Source organism: Quyinboa ferrireducens (assembly GCF_042436675.1).
In the GTDB taxonomy this organism is placed as follows: domain Bacteria; phylum Bacteroidota; class Bacteroidia; order Bacteroidales; family UBA5342; genus JBHJHP01.
In genome coordinates, this window is the sequence record NZ_JBHMVA010000005.1 from 137,013 (window position 1) to 153,686 (window position 16,674).

The 16,674-nt window shown below is 39.3% G+C and carries 13 protein-coding genes; 5 read left to right on the plus strand and 8 right to left on the minus strand.

The genetic code is table 11. The annotated features are described in order from the left end of the window. Window positions 1–89 precede the first annotated feature (89 nt). Window positions 90–1,529 carry an asparagine--tRNA ligase gene (gene asnS / locus ACE01N_RS09850; RefSeq protein WP_380587838.1) on the minus strand — a complete coding sequence of 480 codons (1,440 nt, stop codon included), beginning with the start codon at window positions 1,527–1,529 and terminating at the stop codon, window positions 90–92. Between the two features lie 160 nt (window positions 1,530–1,689). Here asnS and ACE01N_RS09855 point away from each other — a divergent pair, with 160 nt between their 5' ends. Continuing rightward, a complete protein-coding gene (locus ACE01N_RS09855; protein ID WP_380587841.1) occupies window positions 1,690–2,343 on the plus strand; it encodes a DUF2461 domain-containing protein in 654 nt (217 codons plus the stop codon). Between the two features lies 1 nt (window position 2,344). On the opposite strand, the gene ppk1 is transcribed toward ACE01N_RS09855, so the two are convergent. Further along, complete coding sequence (gene ppk1, locus ACE01N_RS09860; protein WP_380587844.1) at window positions 2,345–4,432, minus strand: polyphosphate kinase 1; 2,088 nt, start codon at window positions 4,430–4,432, stop codon at window positions 2,345–2,347. Between the two features lie 201 nt (window positions 4,433–4,633). Here ppk1 and pyrE point away from each other — a divergent pair, with 201 nt between their 5' ends. The 3 genes from pyrE to ald all read left to right on the plus strand — a co-directional run bounded on the left by pyrE (window position 4,634) and on the right by ald (window position 6,967). Then, window positions 4,634–5,269 carry an orotate phosphoribosyltransferase gene (gene pyrE / locus ACE01N_RS09865; protein ID WP_375729639.1) on the plus strand — a complete coding sequence of 212 codons (636 nt, stop codon included), beginning with the start codon at window positions 4,634–4,636 and terminating at the stop codon, window positions 5,267–5,269. A gap of 5 nt (window positions 5,270–5,274) precedes the next feature. Next, window positions 5,275–5,691, plus strand: coding sequence for an SRPBCC family protein (locus ACE01N_RS09870; protein ID WP_375729640.1), 417 nt, complete (start codon window positions 5,275–5,277; stop codon window positions 5,689–5,691). A 160-nt stretch (window positions 5,692–5,851) separates the two neighbouring features. Continuing rightward, window positions 5,852–6,967, plus strand: coding sequence for an alanine dehydrogenase (ald, locus tag ACE01N_RS09875; protein WP_380587848.1), 1,116 nt, complete (start codon window positions 5,852–5,854; stop codon window positions 6,965–6,967). Between the two features lie 54 nt (window positions 6,968–7,021). On the opposite strand, the gene ACE01N_RS09880 is transcribed toward ald, so the two are convergent. The 6 genes from ACE01N_RS09880 to ACE01N_RS09905 all read right to left on the minus strand — a co-directional run bounded on the left by ACE01N_RS09880 (window position 7,022) and on the right by ACE01N_RS09905 (window position 15,727). Then, window positions 7,022–7,624: a thiamine phosphate synthase gene (locus ACE01N_RS09880; RefSeq protein WP_380587851.1), complete on the minus strand. Its 603-nt coding sequence runs from the start codon at window positions 7,622–7,624 to the stop codon at window positions 7,022–7,024. Between the two features lie 86 nt (window positions 7,625–7,710). Next, window positions 7,711–9,249, minus strand: coding sequence for a hypothetical protein (locus tag ACE01N_RS09885; protein WP_380587854.1), 1,539 nt, complete (start codon window positions 9,247–9,249; stop codon window positions 7,711–7,713). Window positions 9,250–9,276: 27 nt separating this feature from the next. Continuing rightward, entirely contained in the window at window positions 9,277–10,923 is a 1,647-nt protein-coding gene (locus tag ACE01N_RS09890; RefSeq protein ID WP_380587857.1) for a hypothetical protein, read from the minus strand. 218 nt (window positions 10,924–11,141) lie between these two features. Then, complete coding sequence (locus ACE01N_RS09895; RefSeq protein ID WP_380587860.1) at window positions 11,142–12,854, minus strand: tetratricopeptide repeat protein; 1,713 nt, start codon at window positions 12,852–12,854, stop codon at window positions 11,142–11,144. Between the two features lie 114 nt (window positions 12,855–12,968). Beyond that, on the minus strand, window positions 12,969–13,622 hold the full coding sequence (locus ACE01N_RS09900) for a deoxynucleoside kinase (protein ID WP_380587863.1): 654 nt from the start codon (window positions 13,620–13,622) through the stop codon (window positions 12,969–12,971). Next, window positions 13,619–15,727 (minus strand): prolyl oligopeptidase family serine peptidase, encoded by a 2,109-nt coding sequence (locus tag ACE01N_RS09905; RefSeq protein ID WP_380587866.1) that lies wholly within the window; start codon window positions 15,725–15,727, stop codon window positions 13,619–13,621. The genes ACE01N_RS09900 and ACE01N_RS09905 overlap by 4 nt, the downstream gene beginning before the upstream one ends. A 71-nt stretch (window positions 15,728–15,798) precedes the next feature. Here ACE01N_RS09905 and ACE01N_RS09910 point away from each other — a divergent pair, with 71 nt between their 5' ends. After that, window positions 15,799–16,665: a lipoate--protein ligase family protein gene (locus ACE01N_RS09910; protein ID WP_380587870.1), complete on the plus strand. Its 867-nt coding sequence runs from the start codon at window positions 15,799–15,801 to the stop codon at window positions 16,663–16,665. Window positions 16,666–16,674 lie beyond the last annotated feature (9 nt).

Genomic DNA, 16,674 nt, shown 5'->3' on the forward strand with positions numbered 1-16,674 from the left:
TATAAAGGTCTATTAACATTTATTAAAGGATGTAATTATTAACCAGTTTTTTACATTATTCAGATAAGATGATAATGTTCTTTTAAAATCTAAAACTCAGCTGTTTTGGGAGCGCGTGGAAATGGTATAACATCGCGAATATTACCCATGCCTGTAACAAACAACATGAGTCGCTCAAACCCCAGGCCAAAACCACTGTGAACTGCCGAACCATATCTGCGGGTATCAAGGTACCACCATAGTTCATCTTCTGACATTTCAAGTTCGCTAATTCGGTTTAGCAATTTACTGAGATCCTCTTCACGTTGTGAACCTCCAACAATTTCTCCGATTCCGGGAAACAGAATATCCATGGCACGAACTGTTTTACCATCGGCATTCTGTTTCATATAAAATGCCTTGATATCTTTTGGATAGTCAGTCAAAATTACCGGTTTCTTAAAATGCTTTTCTACCAGGTAACGTTCGTGTTCACTTTGCAAATCAGTTCCAAAACCGGTAACAGGATAATTGAACTGTCCTTTTTTCTGCGGTTTGGAATTCATCAGGATATCAATGGCTTCAGAATATGTTAAACGTTCAAAATCATTAGCCAGTACAAATTCGAGCTTTTCAATCAGTTCAATGCTACGCTCGTTCTGCGGTTTGTTTTTTTCTTCATCCAGTTGGCGGTTACTCAGGAACTCCAGATCTTCACGGCAATTATCCAGCGCATATTTTAACAGGTATTTCAAAAATTCTTCGGCCAGATCCATATTATCATGAATGTCATAGAATGCCATCTCTGGTTCTATCATCCAGAACTCAGACAAGTGGCGCGAAGTATTAGAGTTTTCAGCTCTGAATGTTGGGCCGAATGTATAAATTTCACCCATTGCCATGGCGGCAAGCTCGCCTTCAAGCTGACCCGAAACAGTCAGACTTGTTTCACGTCCAAAAAAGTCCTTTTTCCAGTCTATATCACCTTCTTCGGTTAATGGAACATTTTTAGGATCAAATGTACTTACGCGAAACATTTCACCAGCTCCTTCCGCATCGGAAGCAGTTATAATAGGTGTATGCACGTTTACAAAACCTTTTTCAGTAAAGAAATTATGTACTGCAAAAATCATGGCATGACGCACACGGGTAATAGCACCAAAGGTATTTGTCCTAAACCTTAAATGTGCTATTTCGCGCAAAAACTCAAGAGAGTGCTTTTTGGGTTGTAGCGGGTATTTATCGGGATCAGCTCCGCCTAAAACTTCCAGTTCGTTTGCCAGCAACTCCACCTTTTGACCACTACCCTGCGATTCGGTAACGGTTCCATTTATAGAAACAGCTGCACCGGTAGTAACCTTCTTTAATACCTCTTCGGAAAAATTGGCAACATCCACAACCACCTGTAAATTATTAATGGAAGAACCATCATTCAGGGCAATAAAATTAACCTGTTTATTACCTCTTTTGGTTCTTACCCAACCTTTTACATTTACTTCTCCTCCTAACGTATCAAATTTAAGCAGATCTTTAATTTTTGTGCGTCTCATCTTCTCAGTTTTCCGAAATTAGTTCTTAATTTATAGTGCTAAAAATGAAGCCACAAAGATAGTAAAATGAACCAAAAAAATACAGTCTGGTTTATTATTTTAGGCTCTTGCTTCACTTTGCTAAACGATTCACGAATAACACCAATTAAAAGGCACCAAAATGAAACAAATTCTTGAATTTCTGTCAGATCTGAAACAAAATAACAACAGGGAATGGTTTAACGACAACCGTAAAAGATATGATGAGGCTAAGAAAACTTTTATTGCATTTACTGAACTTCTTATAAATGAGTTGAGAACAATTGATCCGGAGATTCCGCTACTGAATCCCAAATCGTGTGTATTCAGAATTTTCAGAGATGTCAGGTTCAGTGCTGATAAATCGCCCTATAAAACCAATTTTGGGACCTATATGTCCCCGGGAGGAAGAAAAAGCATCTATGCAGGCTACTATTTTCATATGGAACCTGATAATTGTTTTATAGGTGGTGGATGTTACATGCCGCAGGCACCGGAGCTGAAACTAATCAGGGAAGCCATTTATCAATCACCGGAGGATTACCTGGATATCACAAATAATAAAGCTTTTAAAGATATGTTTGGTGAAGTTTGGGGTGACGAACTAAAGACTGCGCCTAAAGGTTTCGACAAGGAATGGGAACATATTGATCTGATCCGGAAAAAATCGTACGTCGGAATGCGTCAGCTTGATCCTGCAATTCTTGAAAGCCCTGATTTACTCGACGAATGCAGAAAAACTTATACCACACTTTATCCGTTGAACCGATTTCTTAACGATGTACTAAAGTCCTGATCTACTCTTTATCAAGCTTTTTAGCGTCCTCTTTTTGTTTCAGGTAATTATATATTTCAACCTGAGAACGGATTGCCTGGCCACTACGCTTGATGCGTTTATTTAGCATGTCATCGCCAATTAAACGGGCTTTAACATTGTCATTAAGCTCAATATTCAAAAGATCGATAAGTTCTTTTTTGATTTTTTTGTTGGTAACAGGAAAAACGCATTCGATACGTCGGTAAAGGTTACGCCGCATCCAGTCTGCCGAACCGGTATATACAATTTCCTTCCCGTTATTTCCGAACACAAACACACGATCGTGCTCAAGAAACCTGTCTATGATCCGGATCAACCGAATATTTTTACTGTACTTCTGATTCGGAACCAAAATACAAATTCCACGAACTATGACATCTATCTTCACACCATGCTCGCTGGCCCTGTACAGCATATCCACCATCGCCGGATCTTCCAGACCGTTCATCTTAAGACAAATATAACCCTCTCCACCGTTTTTCACATGCTCAATCTCCTGGTCTATCATCTCAGAAAAACGTTCTACCATATTAAAATTTGGAACCAGAATATGTTTAAAATGTGGTCTAAACCGCTGATCTTCTAAATATATAAACATCGACTTCAGCTCATCAATTATTTTCTTCTCCGATGTAAAGAATCCGTGATCACAATATAAACGGGCCGTTCTTTCATTAAAATTCCCTGTGGCCATGTACGCAACACTTTGATCGGTCCCGTCACTTTTCTGTCGGATAACCAGTGCAACCTTTGCATGAACCTTTAAGCCAGGAATGCTGTAAATAATTTTTATTCCGGCCTGTTTCATATCCCTGGCATGCCGAAGGTTCGCCTCCTCATCAAACCGTGCCTTAAGCTCAACAAAAACAGTTACTTTTTTACCGTTTTCAGCTGCAGTTATCAACGCATCTACCACCGCTGAATTAGCAGCAACACGGTATTGCGTGGCCTTTATCTCAGACACATTCGGATCATTCGCGGCTTCCTGCAGATAACGGATAAAATAGTTATACGTTTGATATGGAAAATGCAGCATGTATTCTTTTTTAGTGAACTCATTAATCAGTGAATCCACATCATCAAGCTCCTTCACCCTTAGAGGAATAATTTTTTCATTTTCCAGACGTGGAGCCATCGGGTTAGGAAAATTAAAAAAGTCCCTGAAATTGTGAATGGCACCCCCTTTGACCAGATCTCTGTCTTCCAGATTAAAAGTTGCCTTCAGAAATTCAATCATTCCTGCCGGCATTTTATAATCAAACTGAAACCTGTTTGGATGTCCCAGTTCCCTTGCACTGCCAATGCGTTCAATTACATCAATCAGGTCCTCTCCAACATAATCGTCATATTCCAGATCTGCATCGCGTGTAACCTTAATATTATACCAGTCACTCACCGTATAACCAGGGAAAATTGATTTTATATTACGCATAACCAGATCTTCCAGGAACATGATGTAGTAATTCCCCTTTTCCTCCGGTAATTCAATGAACCGGGCCACATCATGATCTGTTGGGATCTTAACAATGCCATAAACCGCACGTTGTAACCATGTAGGGATACCTGTTCTGTAAAATTTAATACACACATATACCTGACCGGTCTTCAGAAAAGGTTTAACCCGGCGCTTTTTTAGCAAAACAGGCTGTAATGACGGAAGAACGTTACTAACAAAAACCTGTTTGCAAAAGGCCTGTTGTGACTTATTGAGTTTATCTTTTCTTCTAAGCAGAAAAATTCTGTTGTTGCGAAGTTCCGGAAGAATTTCATTATTGAAAATCTCGCTAAACTCAGCCTGATGCTGACTAACAAGTCCGTTTATTTCATCGATTAATTTTATTGGTTGTACCCGCTGAAATTTATCATCATCTTCGGGCAATTCCCTGATCAGATTTCTGTAATAGCTTAACCTTACACGATAAAACTCCTCCAGATTATTGGAATAGATCGCAAGGAATTTTATCCGCTCATATAATGGCAAAGACTTATCCCTGGCTTCGTTCAGAACCCTGTGATTAAAATGCAACCAACTCAGATCCCTGTTAAAATAACTGTAACTTGTTTCCATATACATCAGGATAAAACTTTCTGCGGTTAATTAATACATCCGATATCCAAATATAAAAATTTATGACGGTAAAACCGGGATTTTACTGTTTTTACTTAAACCAATTACCAATAAATCAAATTCGGTTGAATATTATACAACTTCAATTTTTCATGCTTACAATTTTACATTAAATTTGCGGCTTAAATAAATTAGTCAATAATGGATAAGTTAAAACGTCAGGTAGCTGAGAAGCTCCTCGAAATTAAAGCGATTAAATTACAGCCCACCAACCCTTTTATCTGGGCATCCGGGTGGGAATCTCCAATATATTGTGACAACAGAAAAACATTGTCATATCCTGATATAAGAAACTACATTAAAATACAGCTGGCACGCCTGATACTTGAAAAATATCATCATGTAGATGCGATTGCAGGTGTAGCTACCGGAGCAATTGCTCAGGGAGCAATGGTTGCAGAAGAACTGGGACTGCCCTTTGTTTATATTCGTTCATCAAGAAAGGATCACGGTTTGGAAAACCTGATTGAAGGGGACCTTAAACCAGGCATGAAAGTAGTGGTTATTGAGGACCTTATTTCGACTGGGGGCAGTAGTCTGGCTGCTGTGAAAGCAGTAGAAAATGATAATTGCGAAGTAGTTGGTATGATGGCCATATTCACTTATGGTTTTCAGGTTGCCGTTGAGGCATTTAAAGAAGCCGGTGTGGAGCTGACTACCTTAAGTGATTATGACACATTGATAGAGGTAGCTTTAGCAACAAAATATATTTCGAAAAACAATATTAACACCTTGAAGGAATGGCGTAAAGATCCTTCAAACTGGAACCCAGCCTAACCAACATGGTAAAATTCGAAAGTGAAATTAAAACAATATCAGCACCCCAGGAACAAGCCTTCGGGGTGCTTTCTGATTTAACCAACATAAAAAAACATCTTGACCGGTTGCCGGAAGATCAGGTTCAGCTTGACCATATTGAAGAGGATGCCGTATTTTTTAAAGTTGAAAACGCAGGTGTACTTGGGCTAAGGATTATAGATAAAGAACCATTTAAAACAATCAAGTTTGAATCAGTTTCCTCCCCTATCACATTTAATCTCTGGATTCAGCTTAAAGAAGTAAAAGAGAACGACACCAAAGTAAAGCTTACCCTGAAAGCAGAAATGAGTGCCGTTGTAAAAATGATGATCGGCAAGCATATAAAAACATTCCTTGACAGATTAGCGGATGCCATCGCTACGTATGATTTCAGTGCATAGGTTCAGATTTGGATAACCTGTGTACTTTACATCCAAACCAGGACGGTTTTATTCAAGCCCTAAACCTGCGAATAATCATTACTTTACGATGATAAATTTCATATTTTACACTCAAGCTCTTTTGTTATTTTGATTTGAAATTTACTAAAACACAGAAGAAATGATTGTAGGTGTTCCAAAAGAAATAAAAACGAATGAGAACAGGGTTGCCCTTACGCCGGGTGGAGTTTTGGATCTTGTGAAAGCAGGACATACTGTCTATGTACAGACATCTGCAGGAGAAGGCAGTGGGTTTATGGACAGCGATTACCAGGAAGCCGGAGCCAAATTACTTCCGACTATCGAAGAAGTATATGGTATTGCCGACATGATCATAAAAGTAAAAGAACCAATAGCCCTGGAGTACCCTTTAATAAAAGAAAACCAGTTACTATTTACATATTTCCATTTTGCATCGAGCGAAGAACTCACCCGGGCAATGATCGAAAGAAAAGCTATATGCCTTGCTTACGAAACCGTGGAAACTAAAGATCGTAAACTTCCCTTACTCATTCCAATGTCTGAAGTCGCAGGCAGAATGGCTACGCAGGAAGGAGCAAAATACATGGAAAAAACCTTTAACGGCAGAGGACTGCTGCTTGGTGGTGTTCCGGGAGTTCCACCTGCCAGGGTACTTGTAATTGGTGGCGGTGTGGTTGGGACACAGGCGGCAAAAATGGCAGCAGGACTGGGGGCTGATGTGACCATTATGGATGTCAGTCTGGATCGTCTGAGATACCTGGCCGATGTTATGCCTGCCAATGTTAAAACTGTTGCTGCCAATGCTATCCGTGTTCGCGATGCTGTAAAAGTTAATGATTTAATTATTGGAGCCGTGCTGATTCCTGGCGCTAAAGCACCAAGGCTTATCACAAAAGATATGCTGAAAGAAATGCGACCTGGCACAGTAATGGTGGATGTAGCAGTGGATCAGGGTGGATGTTTTGAAACCACAAAGCCAACCACACACGAAAATCCGGTATTTGTTATTGATGATGTGGTTCATTATTGTGTAGCCAATATGCCGGGAGCAGTTCCTGTAACTTCAACTATGGCGCTTACCAATGCGACTTTACCTTATGCTTTGCAGCTTGCAAACAAAGGCTGGCTAAAAGCCTGCAAAGAGAATTCGGAACTCAAAAAAGGATTAAACATTGTAAAGGGAGATATTGTATATCAGGGAGTTTCTGAGGCTTTTAATCTTCCCCTTAAGTCCATTGACGAAATTCTAGGATGACTCTAATATTGTTCTGATCTATTTATACCAAAAAGGTTGAACCGGATTAAAGGTTCAGCCTTTTTTATTGTACTCCCGGGCGTTCACATCAATTTCATCTTCTGTAAGTATATAAGACGATACCGAAACACCACTTATCCCAATCTTCTCAAGCCTTTCAATGTCTTCCGGCAAAATACCTCCAAAAACCCATAAAGGGATGTTCATATTATTATTTTTCAGCATTCCGAAGATTGTTTCAAGTCTGTCGAATCCAATTTCACGTTTATCCGAAATTGATTTAACGGGACCCAGCATCATGAAATCGACACCCTCTATCATGAAATTAACTGCGTCCTCAAAGTTCCCGGCCATGCCACCAATCCTTTTTTCTGTCCCTATTTTTGAACGAACCAACTCAGGCGGTAAATCAGTTCTCTTCAATATTATTCCATCAGCATTTATAAGTTTTGCCAGTTCAAAATTACTTTGTACATAAAGAGAAGCATTCAACATGTTAGTCGCCCATCGGCACTTCCATGCCTCAAGCTCAATATGTTCTTCCGAAAAGTCCGGTTCAACAAAGCAGAATGAATTAAACGCAGTACCTTCAAGCTCCTCAATCTGTTCGGAAGGCATCAGAAAACTGTGTTGTCCCGTTGCAAACATGTATTCCATGCGAAACTGTTTTTCACAAAAATACAACCCATTTAAAATAAAAAAGCCCCTTCCGGGGCTTTTTATCGATTATTATTTATTATTAATTAAAACCTGAATCCTACCGTCATCATGACATTGTTTGAGTTGTATGTCGTCATAGCCATAGGCTGTGAATTATCAAGAATAAAAAGACTGGATTCAACATTCTGACTTTTAAGAACATATGCAAAGTCAATAAAGAAATCATTGTCCCTGTAGCCAAATCCTGCAGAGAACTGATTCAGTGCACCAGGTTTGTTAAAGGAATAATCATTAGCTTTAGTATTAAATGGTGAAGAATAATGAGCTAGCCCTCCTCTCAGGCTAAAGTTTGGTGATGCTTTTAACTCTATACCTGCCCTGAGCGAAGAACCGGTATTCATAACATCCGATATCATTTGATTGGTTGTTAAAAACGTTCCCGTGCTTGAACCTCTTTCATTGATTGTCATGCCACTGTAATTGGAGATTCCATAATCAAGACTGAATACACCAAATTTACCGAAAACATACGCCATTGATAATTCCATATTCAAAGGTGATGAATAAACCGCATATTTATACTGCAAATCACCTGAAGACTGTACATCCGGCCTAACATCGTTTGAGCCTTGTGGATAGAGAATATCCGGATCCAGGGAATAAGAATAGTTATCCTCCAGCAGATAATAAGTTGGTGTATGAATAGAAAGGCCTAAACGAAGTGCATCGACTGGTTTTACAATAATCCCTAATTTCGCATTAAATCCATAACCCGTGGTAGTTAAATAATCGTTACTGACATATCCGCCATTATCGTAGAAAACATAACTCTGTGTTGTCTCGTCCCATTGAGAATATGAACCGCCAGGAGTTACTCCAAATAATTCTTTATACATCAATTCTTTTCTGTAATACACATCTCTCACTCCCAGTGAAGCTCCAATATAAATTTTGTGGTCCAGATTCAAAGCCATGGCAAAAGTCCATTCATCCAGTTTACCCTTTTCAAAAATACTTTGTGTCTGATCAACTTTGGTATCACCTAAAAGAATTGGCTCATATACTGTCTGGTTAGTGTTATCAGTATATTTATCGACTAACCATCCCTGATAGGCCAGATAGCTAGGCCATAATGAGTTATCTTCGCCATAATCTGCGAGATCCTGAGCATAGTATTTTAACTGGCTCACATCTGAATTGTTCCCCTGAGTATAAGTCACACGGTGAAAGTCCTTCAACCTGTTATAACCTATACCAAAATTAACTGAAAGAACACCCTGATCTTTTAATGTTGGCGTGGCAAACACCAATCCCAGATTACTAAAATTCAGCCCTACCTTTTTATCCTGTGAAACTGTTCCGAGATAATCAGAACTGGATGAATTAAGATATAGATTAGGTGTAAATGTAAACTCTCCTCCCCGATATACTCCCAGCCCGGCCGGGTTTATAGAAATAGATGAGAAATCAGCTCCCAGAGCACCGAACGCACCACCCATAGCTGCCGATCGAGCCGTACTTCCATACGTAACAGATGATAAATTGTATGCATCGTTCAGGGTCTGAGCTATGCCTGTTGCAGACATAATGACTGCAATACTTGCTACTATTAATTTTTTCATGATCGATTACTTTAATGCGTGAATAATTTATCGTCTTGAGGAAGAACTGCTTCTACCTGAAGATCCACCTGAAGATGATCTGGATGAGGAAGAGGATCCTGACGATCTGCTTCCCGAATAAGAACTTCCACCGGAAGACCTGTAACTTCCTGAAGAACTACTTCCCGATGATCTGTAACTACCGGAAGAAGAGCTACCCGAATAGCTTGGTGTATAACTTCTTGATGAAGACGATCTATAACCTGAAGAGCTACTCTTTGACGAAGGGCTATAACTACGTACACTTCCTGACGAACTACTACTTGATTTGTAAGTAGTGGAAGGTCTTGAGTAAGAAGATCCTGACCTTGAGGTAGTGTTATATGTAGATCGCGAACTACTGGTCTGCGGTTTACTGTATGTAGGCCTGTAAGTTCTTACCGTAGCATTATTATTAGCAGCTGCCGACCTTGTAGTCGTTGACACCCTTGCATTTGAAGACCTGGTGCTTGTAGTAGCAGGTCGTGTTGTCACCGTACTTCTCGTAGTTGTTGAAGAACTTCTTACTGTTGGTGTAGCATTTCTTGCAGCAGTACCCGATGTTCTTGCAGATGAACTTGTTGTTGTTCGACCTGAACCGGTAGTTATAGTCGGACGCGTATTCACTGTTTTAGCAGTGGTTGAAGTTGACCTGGCTGAAGAAGCCCTTCCTGAAGAACTTACACGAGCATTAATATCAGATCTGGTAGCTGTATTTGCCGTACGTGATTCAACAATCCTGTCACTTGTTCTGCTTGAACTGCTTATGGTTCTGCCTGAAGTAACTGCTGAAGAACCTGCGGTTGTTCTTACCGGAGTTCTGCCGTAACCTGAACGTCTCGGTTCATAACGCTTATCTTTTGAAGCATAGTAATGATCATTATACCAGTGATGATGTCCATAATACCCTCCGTAACCATACCAGCTTCCGTAATAATAAGGATTGTAGTATCCGCCATAATATCCTCCATAATGCCATGGGCTGTGATATCCCCAGGAATAATATGGACTGTAATAACCACCATATCCCCAATTCCAGGGACTATAATAACCATAATTCCAGTAATTATATCCGTAAGGGCTGTATCCGTAATAGTAATTGTTATATATCGGATTTGTCCATGTTGGAGTTACCCATGCATAATTACCGTCCATGTAGACATTCCAGTTAAACGGATCAAGGAAATAAATATCGGAATAATACGGATCCCATGTAGCAATTGCTGCACGCGGACCATGAAATCGGTGTATCCTCTGGGCATAGTAATAGTCTGACCTGTTTCCGTTAAACCCATTCAGATAATATCCGGTTTCGTCATTGTAATATACGATGGTATCAATATCTGTGATATTATCATCATTGATAATGTTCATGTAATCATTTTCTACCCGGGCGAAATCAACACCTTCGGTAGCCCGCTCATACTCATCAATCGTTTTTGCTTTTTGAGCTGTCATTTGATTGTATTCTTTTCGTTCCTCTTTCATCTGCTCTTTGCTTGCAGCAGGAGCATCGGAAAGTTTTGCACTAATTGCCGGAGTATTGTCGGAAGGGGTATAATATATATCGTCATAATAACCAGATGACATATAACCAACTCCGCAAGAAGAAAGCAACATTAAAAGTGCGCCGTATAAAAAAGTCCTGGTTTTCATAGTAACCTCCATTAATTTTTATAAACTTAAGCAATTAGTGTGCCATAAACTGTTAAAATGCATGGCATAACTAAATAATGCAATAACAGTAAGTTCATCTCCCAAATTGAATCCTAAATTATAGATATGCTTTGTTAAATCAAAATGACATTTATTAAATATCACAAAAAAGGCTGACCCTGTCGGATCAGCCTTATATATAGAAAGTTTATAATCTGTTATTCTACGATTGATTTGAATTCAGGATCTTCGAAGTATTCTGCAAAAGTCAGTTCAGTTACAGCCATTTTCTTCAAAGCTTCATTCTTTTCAACACCTGCTTTCAGCGATGACATTACAAGCGTTTTATCATTAGTTTTAGCACCAACAATTGCTTTCAGATAATCGGTCATACAAATTGGATTTTCAACTGAATTCAGTGTAGCTAAAGCACCTTTATAGTCTTCAGTTAAAATTTTTGCCAAAGCAGCGTTGTTTGTTGCACTGTTGCCAAGATTTTTAACCGCAGCAGCATAGTTGCCTTCATGTATATTTACAAGACCAAGGTTGTAGGTCAACTCATCTCCTGCGCCAGCAGCTTTACCAAAATACTCTTTGGCTTTAGCAACATCACCGTTAACCAATGCGATAGCACCTAAGTTGTTCTGTACTTCCGGAGCAGAAGCATCAGCCTCAGCAGCTTTAGAGAAAGCTTTTTCAGCTTCATCAAACTTCATTGTTTCAAACAACACACATCCCATATCATTGTAACCTCTCCAGTCTTTAGGATATACAGAAGTAACTTTTTTGTAGATATCAAGTTTCTTTGCATTGTCATCGGTTAAAGTGGCAGCGTAAAGCAGTTCTTCCACGTTAAGTTCTGAAGGATTACTTTCTGCAAGCTCAGCAATCTCTTCATCAGATTTTCCGATAACATTTACGTTAACTGTAAACCTGGAACGACGAAGTTGTGGAAGAATATCTTCAGCAAGTTCTTTATAGGCAGCAGAAAGGTTTTTAATTTCCTTCTCTCTTACTTCAGGATCAGAATACATAGAAAGAACACGCAGGATAAGATCTTTATCATCTACACTTGAAGCTTCAAGTAATTCTTTGAATCCTTCCCAGTCTTCAGGAGTAAATTTAGAATCGATGAAACCGTCTTTGCTTGCGTCAACTTTATCACGCTTTAAAACACCTTTAATATACTTATCAGCATTAGATTCACGTCTTTCAGCTAATCTCTTATTCAGATCTTCCGGACCGTCAGGAGAAGCGTATGAAGAAACATCAACACCGGCAAATTCTTTATTTTCAGCAGCCTGAGCTTCTTTAATAAATTCTTTCAATGCCTTAATATCTTCGTCTCTTAACTGAGAATTTCTGATATTAGCCTGCTGGATGATATAATGAATATCTGCTTTAGCCATATCTGGAATGACCCTCTGGAAAGCATCTTCACCTAAAGCAGGTTCAGCCTGTCTGTCATTTACAAGCGTTTCGATGGCATTAACACCATCGGCAACCTTATAAGCAGGTGTAGTGTATTCTTTTGAACCGATAGTAATTTTTGCTTTTACCTGAAGTTCTGACAACCTCATTTCTTTCTGAAAATCAAAACTTACCGGAATAGCAATACCTCCACCATTTGCAAAGCTTATTGAAGTATTGTTATCTTCAACTTTTTCTCCCTGAACGGTAACAGATTTACCTTCAACCTCGCCACCGTCGTACGATAGTACCGGTATTAACTCAACAACAGCTTTTTTAGGAATAAACTTAGCCGGGAATGTAAGGTTGATCTGGGCATTAATTTTGCCAGCTTTTACTACAAGGGGTGACGGATTTACATCCGATTTAACATCTGTAAGGTCCTGAGGTGGTTTTGAACAACTCGCTAAAACCATTATTACAGCTAAAAGTGCAGAATAAAGATTAATTCTTTTTTTCATTGTGATTAATTATTTACGTTATCAATATCAAATAGCAATTTCTTAACGCTAGTTCGCACAAAAATAAAAAATATTTTAAAATAAACCCATTTAAACGCATTGTTTTAGCTGACTTTAGCTAAGAGAATCACTTTTTAATTCTTTAATTGTTACTCCGTTACTATAGGTTATTCCAAACATCAATTCTACTAATATATTAAAATTAGTTTTATTTTCAACAAAATCAAACTCAGATACGTCAATATATAATACAGGGAAATCAACTTTATCCAGATGTTTTTTGTACGCTTCGCTTATGCTAGACAAGTACTCCTTCGAAATCCCTGACTCATAGGAACGCCCTCTTTTACGAATATTGTCCAGCAAGACCTCGGGTCTGGAATAAAGATAGACAAAAAGATCCGGCCTTTTCAGTTCAAACCTTGCTATATCAAAAAGCTTCTCAAATAATTTCAACTCTTCATCTTTTAGCGTCACACTGGCAAATATCAATGATTTGGTAAAATAGTAATCGGCTATGGTAAGTTGTTTTTTTTGACGAACCTGATCTGCGATATTCCTGATCTGATTATAACGGTCTGCCATAAACGATAATTCCAGTTGAAACGCGTAGCGGTCAGGATTTTCATAAAAAAGTGGCAAAAACGGATTTTCGGCGAACCGTTCCAATAACAGTTCACCTCCAAACCTGTCTTTTAGTAAATTAGCCAGAGTGGTTTTACCCACACCTATATTTCCTTCTATGACCAGAAAATCAGGTAGTATCATTTATAAACTGGTGTAACATTCATATTGTAAAAAGCAAAAGACCACAAATCGGCATATTCCTGAATCACCATATCCGTTGGTTTTCCAGCCCCATGTCCGGCTTTGGTGTCAATCCGAATTAATGCCGGATTTTTATCAGACACTTTATCCTGAAGTGTGGCGGCAAATTTAAAGGAATGAGCCGGAACCACACGGTCGTCATGATCGGCAGTAGTAACCAAAACAGCAGGGTAATCAGCACCTTCTTTTACGGTATGAACCGGACTGTAGCTGTAGAGATAATTAAACATCTCCTTGCTGTCTTCGCTTGTTCCGTAATCCGTTGCCCAAAACCGCCCGATCGTAAATTTATGGTAACGGAGCATATCCATCACACCAACTGCCGGTAAAGCAACGGCAAAAAGGTCAGGTCTTTGGTTAATACAGGCTCCTATCAACAGACCACCATTAGAACCACCCTGGATTGTCAGTTTTTCTTTTGAGGTATACCCGTCTTTTATCAGGTATTCCGCTGCCGCAATAAAATCATCAAATACATTCTGTTTATGCATCAGCGTTCCGGCTTCATGCCATTTCTCACCATATTCTCCGCCGCCACGCAAATTAGGAATCGCCACAACACCATTATTCTCGAGCCATATCAGGCGGGTCACACTAAAAACAGGTGTCAGACTGACATTAAATCCACCATAACCGTACAGCAGGGTAGGATGGTTACCGTCAAGTTTTATCCCCTTTTTATATGTAATAAACATCGGAATTTTTGTGCCGTCCTTTGAAGCGTAAAACACCTGTTTGGTTTCATAATCATCTGAATCAAATTTAATTTTTGATTCCCTGAATTTAGTCAGCTCATCATTCGCAATATCGTACTTATATACGGTTGAGGGCGTTGTAAACGAAGTAAAAGTAAAGTATGTTTCGGTATCTTTCGGTTCACCCGTAAAACCACCAACGGACCCAACAGGTAAATCAAGTTTCTTCTCAACCGTTCCGTTTGCATCGCACACATAAACCTGCGATTTTGCATCCACCATATATTCCAGCATTAATTTACCGCCCATATATTTCGCCCCGGTTAACACATTATCATTTTCAGGTACAATAACTTTCCAGTTTTCCTTTTGCGGTTTTTTCAGATCAATCTGAATCAACTGATACCTGGGTGCCTGGTAATTCGTATATACCAACAATTTATTATCAGCTGCGTAAACTACTATATAATCGTTGTCAAATCCGGGAATTATCTTCTCCACAGCTTTTCCTTTTGGATCCATAGTATACAATGCATTCCCTGTTGTGGATTCTGTTACCGAAATAATAACGACTTTCTTATCGTCTGAAACGCCGGCACCAAACATCCAGTCGGGGTGCTCCGGATCTTCATACCATACCACATCCTGAGACTGAGGTGTTCCCAGTTTATGATAATATATTTTACTATCCCTATTTTCCCCCTTTAGCTGCTCCCCTTTTTTAGGTTCAGGATACCTGGAATATAAAAATCCGTCTTTATACCACGAGACACCCGAAAATTTAACCCATTGAATATGATCCGGCAAATCTTTTCCTGTTGCTATATCCCTGACATAAATTTCATTCCAGTCTGAACCACCTGAAGCGGTCAGATAAGCGATATATTTATAATCATCAGAAACTTCAGTGCCGGCCAGGGCTACGGTTCCATCTTCACTTAAAGTATTCGGGTCAATCAGTACCCTGCCAGAATCCGTAGGTGAATCCATGATGTAGAGAACACTCTGATTCTGCAACCCGTTATTCCTTGATTCCAGGTAAAAATTTCCATGTTTTGAAGGAGCCGAAGTTTTGGGATAGTCCCAAAGTTCTTTTAATCGATTAAAAATTTTATCTCTGAACGGGATCTGGCTCAGATAGTCATTCGTTACCTTGTTTTCTGCTTTAACCCATTCTTTGGTGGCATCGGACTGGTCATCCTCAAGCCACCGAAACGGATCGGCTACCTCCGTTCCAAAATAATTATCAACCACATCTCCCTTTTTCGTTTCGGGATATTCAATTTTTTTATGCTGAGCATTACAAGCCATAAGTAAAGGAATTAAGAGTACGTAAGTGAGTTTTTGCATGACTTTAAATTTGTGTTTTAACAAATATAACAGTAATAATAATTGTATGTTTGTACAAACTGTAAAATTCCATGCGACTAATTGTCTCCCCGTTTTATGATGCAGCTATAAACCTGGCGCTTGAAGAGGTATATTTTAAGCATTCCGAAGCGGATCTTTGTTTTGTATACCGCAATAATGCCTCTGTAATAGTTGGGAAACATCAGAATATATTCAAAGAAGTAAACCTTGCATACTGTATAAATAACAATATTGCTTATCATAGACGCATATCCGGTGGAGGAACGGTTTTTCATGACTTGGGAAACCTTAATATCAGTCTGCACAACACACGCAGGGAGGAATTCAAAGTCAATTACCAGCCATTGCTGGATCTGATAACCGAAACCGTAAAACATTTTGATATTGAACTGAACCAGGGCGATCGCAACGACCTTTATGTCCAGGATCACAAAGTAACCGGAACTGCCTGCCATGTGGTACGCGACCGAACCATTCACCATGGAACCTTGCTGTATAACGCCAATAAAGAACTGTTACATGAATGCCTGCACCAACCTTTAAAAATATCCGGGCGCGGCGTTGACAGTGTCCGCAGCAATATTACCAACCTAAAGGAACACTTAAGCAAGCCTCTTTCTGAAGAAGAATTTTTCTCTCAGTTCATTGTTCATCTCTCAGACATTCTGGACGCCTACATTGATTATCCAACTGACCAGGAACTGGAAACTGCTATTCAACTACGCGATAACAAATACACGCTTGACTCCTGGAACCTTGACTATTCGCCATCTTTCAAAGCTGAAATAGAAATAGACGGGAAGGATTGTATTGTTGACGTTGATAAAGGGAAGGTTATTCGAATAGATGATGAAGAAGTTGCAAAAAAATTAACTGGGATAGATTTTAAGCAATTTTTACTGACTTATGAAAAATAACAGAATCCT

Bases quoted from the DNA above. Each gene is read 5' to 3' on its own strand.
- ACE01N_RS09855 (WP_380587841.1), top strand. From the start codon at position 1,690: ATGAAACAAATTCTTGAATTTCTGTCAGATCTGAAACAAAATAACAAC.
- ACE01N_RS09885 (WP_380587854.1), bottom strand. From the start codon at position 9,249: ATGAAAAAATTAATAGTAGCAAGTATTGCAGTCATTATGTCTGCAACA.
- ACE01N_RS09905 (WP_380587866.1), bottom strand. From the start codon at position 15,727: ATGCAAAAACTCACTTACGTACTCTTAATTCCTTTACTTATGGCTTGT.
- ald (WP_380587848.1), top strand. From the start codon at position 5,852: ATGATTGTAGGTGTTCCAAAAGAAATAAAAACGAATGAGAACAGGGTT.
- ACE01N_RS09870 (WP_375729640.1), top strand. From the start codon at position 5,275: ATGGTAAAATTCGAAAGTGAAATTAAAACAATATCAGCACCCCAGGAA.
- asnS (WP_380587838.1), bottom strand. From the start codon at position 1,529: ATGAGACGCACAAAAATTAAAGATCTGCTTAAATTTGATACGTTAGGA.
- ACE01N_RS09890 (WP_380587857.1), bottom strand. From the start codon at position 10,923: ATGAAAACCAGGACTTTTTTATACGGCGCACTTTTAATGTTGCTTTCT.
- ACE01N_RS09900 (WP_380587863.1), bottom strand. From the start codon at position 13,622: ATGATACTACCTGATTTTCTGGTCATAGAAGGAAATATAGGTGTGGGT.
- ACE01N_RS09910 (WP_380587870.1), top strand. From the start codon at position 15,799: ATGCGACTAATTGTCTCCCCGTTTTATGATGCAGCTATAAACCTGGCG.
- ACE01N_RS09880 (WP_380587851.1), bottom strand. From the start codon at position 7,624: ATGGAATACATGTTTGCAACGGGACAACACAGTTTTCTGATGCCTTCC.
- ACE01N_RS09895 (WP_380587860.1), bottom strand. From the start codon at position 12,854: ATGAAAAAAAGAATTAATCTTTATTCTGCACTTTTAGCTGTAATAATG.
- pyrE (WP_375729639.1), top strand. From the start codon at position 4,634: ATGGATAAGTTAAAACGTCAGGTAGCTGAGAAGCTCCTCGAAATTAAA.
- ppk1 (WP_380587844.1), bottom strand. From the start codon at position 4,432: ATGGAAACAAGTTACAGTTATTTTAACAGGGATCTGAGTTGGTTGCAT.